The 4,579-nt window shown below is 32.2% G+C and carries 5 protein-coding genes; 2 read left to right on the plus strand and 3 right to left on the minus strand.

The genetic code is table 11. From position 1 onward, the window contains the following. Positions 1-800: DNA recombination protein RmuC (locus PHI88_00800; protein ID MDD5551688.1), on the plus strand; the 800-nt coding region annotated here is incomplete at its 5' end. 42 nt (positions 801-842) lie between these two features. Next, complete coding sequence (gene rplU, locus PHI88_00805) at positions 843-1,154, plus strand: 50S ribosomal protein L21 (GenBank protein ID MDD5551689.1); 312 nt, start codon at positions 843-845, stop codon at positions 1,152-1,154. A 64-nt stretch (positions 1,155-1,218) separates the two neighbouring features. On the opposite strand, the gene recR is transcribed toward rplU, so the two are convergent. The 3 genes from recR to cysS form a co-directional block, all read right to left on the minus strand. Next, positions 1,219-1,824: a recombination mediator RecR gene (gene recR, locus PHI88_00810; GenBank protein ID MDD5551690.1), complete on the minus strand. Its 606-nt coding sequence runs from the start codon at positions 1,822-1,824 to the stop codon at positions 1,219-1,221. Between the two features lie 5 nt (positions 1,825-1,829). Continuing rightward, positions 1,830-3,194: a replicative DNA helicase gene (dnaB, locus tag PHI88_00815; GenBank protein ID MDD5551691.1), complete on the minus strand. Its 1,365-nt coding sequence runs from the start codon at positions 3,192-3,194 to the stop codon at positions 1,830-1,832. Between the two features lie 140 nt (positions 3,195-3,334). Beyond that, on the minus strand, positions 3,335-4,579 hold a 1,245-nt coding region (gene cysS / locus PHI88_00820), incomplete at its 5' end, for a cysteine--tRNA ligase (protein MDD5551692.1).

Consider the following 4,579-nt stretch of genomic DNA (forward strand, 5'->3'; position numbering starts at 1 on the left):
CCAAAGAAACAACTCAAATTAGAGAAAATTTAAAGCAAATCCAAGATAAAGTAAAAGATGTTTCTTCTTTTCAGGAAATTTTTAAGTCTCCAAAACTTCGAGGTCAATGGGGAGAGGCTTCTCTTGAGCACGTTTTAGCAGAGCATTTTCCCTCAGAACTTTATAAGAAACAATATGCTTTTTCTTCAGGAGAGATGGTAGATGCGGTTCTTAAATTACCAAACGGCAAATTGCTTCCTATTGACGCAAAATTTTCTTCTGAGAATTTTGAAAGGATGATTCATGCGGAATCGGAAGCCGAAAAAGAATCTTTTAGGCAAAGTTTTCTTAGGGACGTTAAGTTAAGGGTGGATGAAATTTCTTCAAAATATATATTAACTTCAGAAGGTACGGTGGACTTTGCATTAATGTATATTCCGGCAGAGGCAATTTATTATGAGATAATGTTCCGCGCAAAGAAAGAAGATGTTGCAAGATATGCCTGGTCCAAAAAAGTTGTTTTAATTTCTCCAAATACTATTTATCTTACTTTACGTACAATCGAGCATTGGTTTCGTGATACTCAAATATCAAAACAAACTCAGGAAATTTTAAAAAGATTGGGAAGAATTCATATAGATGCACAGAAACTGAACAATGATTTCAGGAAATTGGGTGGACATTTAAGAAACGCAACAAGCGCGTACGATAATTCAGAAAAACGACTTTCTTTATTTAGTGATAAGGTTGAGAAATTAACGACAATAGAAGAACCAAAAAAGTTAAAAACAACAGAACCCCTTGAAAAAGAAGAAAAATAAGTATAATATTATCTTTTGTACCCATAATTCATAATTCAAATCATGTTAGCAATAATTAAAACAGGAGGGAAACAATATTTAATTAATCCCGGAGATAAAATAAAAATAGAAAAGTTAGACGAGAAAGAAGGGAAAAGTGTTGACTTTAAAGAAGTTTTATTAGTTGAGAAAAACGGTTCAATTAAAATTGGTATGCCGATCGTAAAGAGTGCCAAGGTAAGTGGTAAAATTATAAAACAGGCAAGAGCAAAGAAAGTTGAAATTTTCAAATATAAAGCCAAAAAACGCTATAAAGTAAAAAGGGGGCATCGTCAGCCCTATACAGAAGTGGAAATTACAAAGATTTCTATTTAATTAATATAATTTAGAAAACAGCCAAGATAAAAGGCTGTTTTAATTTAAAAATTCTATTTCTTTACTATTTTCTTCCCTCAAGTGCCGATTCTAAAGTTTCCTCGTCAGTATATTCAATTTCACTTCCCAGAGTTAAGCCCTGAGCAAGTTTGGTTATTTTTACATCATATGGCTTTAATATTCTTTTTATGTAATCCATTGTAAGATTTCCTTGAACGGTTGGACTTATTGCAAGAATAATTTCTTTTGGACGGTATTCTTCCAATCGTTTTTTTAATTCCTCAATTCTTAATTTACCCAAAGGATTTTCTTTTAAGAAATCCATTTTACCTCCTAAAATAAAATATCTACCCTGGTATTTTTTTGTTTTTTCCATTTGCCAAAGATCGTTTTCTTTTTCTACTATACAGATATTTTTTTCTTTACCTCTTTTTTTATCGCGGCAAATTTCACAAAGTTTTTGTTCTTTTCTTGCGCTTGTGAAAGGATTAAAACAAAAGTCGCAACGTTTAAGCTCTGTTTTTAAAGCTGATACAGCTTGGCAAACTTCTTCTGCTTTTTCTTCTGGTAATGACAATAAATATAAAGCAAACCTTGTTGCGGTTCTTTCTCCAATGGTTGGAAATTTAGAAAAAATAGAAATAGCTTCTTTAATTTGTCTCGGAATCATATTATTTAAATTACTTCCTCGCCAGTAATTTCTTCACCTTCATAGTTTTGATCAAGCTCTTTAAAGGTTACAACATCTTGATTAAAGTATAGTTTTTTGCTTCCGATTGGTCCATTTCTGTGCTTTGCAATAATAATTTCAGCGATGTTTTGCTCGGGTGTATTAGGTCTTACTTTATCTTCTCTATAAATAAAAAGAACAACATCCGAATCTTGTTCAAGGGAGCCGGATTCCCTAAGATCAGAAAGTCTTGGTCTTTGATCTGGACGATGCTCAACGGCTCTTGATAATTGTGAAAGTCCAAGAACAGGAACATTTAATTCTTTGGCAAGTGCCTTAAGAGATCTTGAAACCTCTGTAACTTGTTGTACTATATTGTCGCTTGAACCGCTGGGTTGTATTAATTGTAAATAGTCAATTATAATAATTCCAAGTTTTTTCTCGGCCTGTAACCTTCGTGCCATTGCTCTCATATGAAGTACGCTGGCAGAAGGAGCGTCGTCAATATAAATTTGAGATTTTGAAAGCCTTTCCATCGCTTCTCTTATCCTTGCAAACTCGTCTTCCCCAGATAATTTTCCTGTTCTTAATTTCCACATAGAAAGATTTGCCTCCGCCGCAATTAATCTATCAACTAATTGTTCTTTTGACATCTCAAGCGAGAAAATTCCAACAGGAACCCCCGACTTAGAAGCGGCTCTTGCAACATCAAGAGCAAGTGAAGTTTTTCCAAGGCTTGGCCTTGCGGCAAGCAAAATAAAATCTCCCCTTTGAAATCCTGCCAACATGTCGTCTAATTTTGAAAATCCCGTTGTAACTCCACGCAATTCTTCTTTTCTTGAGTGAATTTTATCAATTCTTTCAAATGCGTCATCAAGTTCATTTTTTATAGGAAGAAAACCTTGCGTTAAAGACCTTTCTGAAATGCTAAATATTTTTTTCTCAGCTTCGTCTAAAATATTATCTACGTTTTTATCTTCTTTATGCCCGAGTTCGAATATTTCACCCGAAGCCTTAATTAAATCTCTTAATACTTTTTTTTCTCGGACTGTTTTACCGTAATGCGCAAGATGGGCTGGTGTTGGAATTGTTTCTAATAGTTCTGAAAGATAAGCTGCGCCACCAATTTTCCTTAGTTCTTTTTTTTCTTCCAATCTTTGTTTTAAGTTCATTACATCTATTGGTTCACCTGATTGGTAAAGATCAAGCATTGCCTGGTATATAATACCATGGTTTTCTTTATAAAAGTCTTCTGGGTGCATGAAATCAACTACTTTTATAATTCCGTCTTTATCCATCATTAAAGAGCCAAGCAAGGCCTTTTCGGTTTCGATGCTTTGTGGAGGTATTTTATTTGGATCTTCAGCCATAATTTTATGAAATAAGCAATAAGAATTTTAACAAAAGAAGGTAAAAATTTCAAATTTCGAAAAATTATTTTTATTTTATAGAAATAGATTTTTCAAGGATCCGCGATTTTGTATTTTTTTATAAGAAACAAAATCGGGACCTACCTTTTTTTAATCTCTGATCCTTTTGATGTATCTTCTATTTCATAGCCTAATTTTTCAATTTCTTTTCTTTTTTCATCTGCTTTTTCCCAGTTTTTTTCTTTTCGGTATTTTTCACGTTTATTTGCCAATTCTATAATTTTTTTTGGGATCTTTTCTTCTTTTGGAAAAATTTTAAATACTTTATCTATAGAAATAATAAGAACGTAAATATCGCTCAATTCTTTTTCTTTCAAATCATTAATTCTTTTATTTACTTCTTTTATTTTATCAAATACAGAAGAGAAAAATTTAGGAGTATTAAAATCGTCTTCTAAGAATTTATTAAATTCTTTTCCAAAAGGTATTTTTGAGATTTTTTTATTTCTTATTTTCCCTTCGATTTTCTTTTTAAAATCATATAGTCTTTGCAAACTTTCTTTTGCTTGTAAGATCTCTTTTTCATTAAAATCAACAGGGGAGCGATAGTGGCTTTTAAAAACAAAAAATCTTAAAACCTCGGGAGAATATTTTTTAAGAAAATCGCGAATAGTAATAAAATTTCCAAGACTTTTTGCCATTTTTTGTCCATTTGTTGTAAGAAAACCCGTATGTAGCCAATATTTTACAAGTGGAGATTTGCCCGAAATTGCTTCCATTTGAGCGATTTCAGCTTCGTGGTGCGGGAAAATTAGGTCTCTTGCTCCGCCATGAATGTCATACTGTACCCCAAAATATTTTTCTGTAATTGCGGTATCTTCGATATGCCAGCCGGGCCTTCCCTGACCCCAGGGACTTTTCCATTTTGGTTCGTCTTGCTTTGATTTTTTCCACAGACAAAAATCACCCTTATTTTTCTTTTTTTCTGTATCATCGATTCTAGAGACAGCATCTTCCGCTAAAAGAGCAGTTCTGCCAGATAATTTACCATAATTATTAAATTTGCTGACGTTATAATAAATTCCATCTTCTATTTCATATGCATAATCTTTACTTAATAATTTTTTAACCTGATTTTGAATTTCTTTTATATAATCAGTTGCGGCAGCATACTTTGTTATACTACCGATCTTAAGAACTTTCATGTCCTTTTTGTATTCTTTTTCAAATTCTTTTGCTAATTCTTTTGGGTCTTTCTTTTGTTCTTTTGATCTTTTTATAATTTTATCGTCAATATCTGTTATGTTTTGTAAATAAAAAACATCATATCCGATTTCTTCCAAATATGTTGTTATGGCGTCAAAAATAATATAAGTTCTTGCGTG

The organism is Candidatus Paceibacterota bacterium, assembly GCA_028716825.1.
Taxonomy (GTDB): Bacteria; Patescibacteriota; Minisyncoccia; order Minisyncoccales.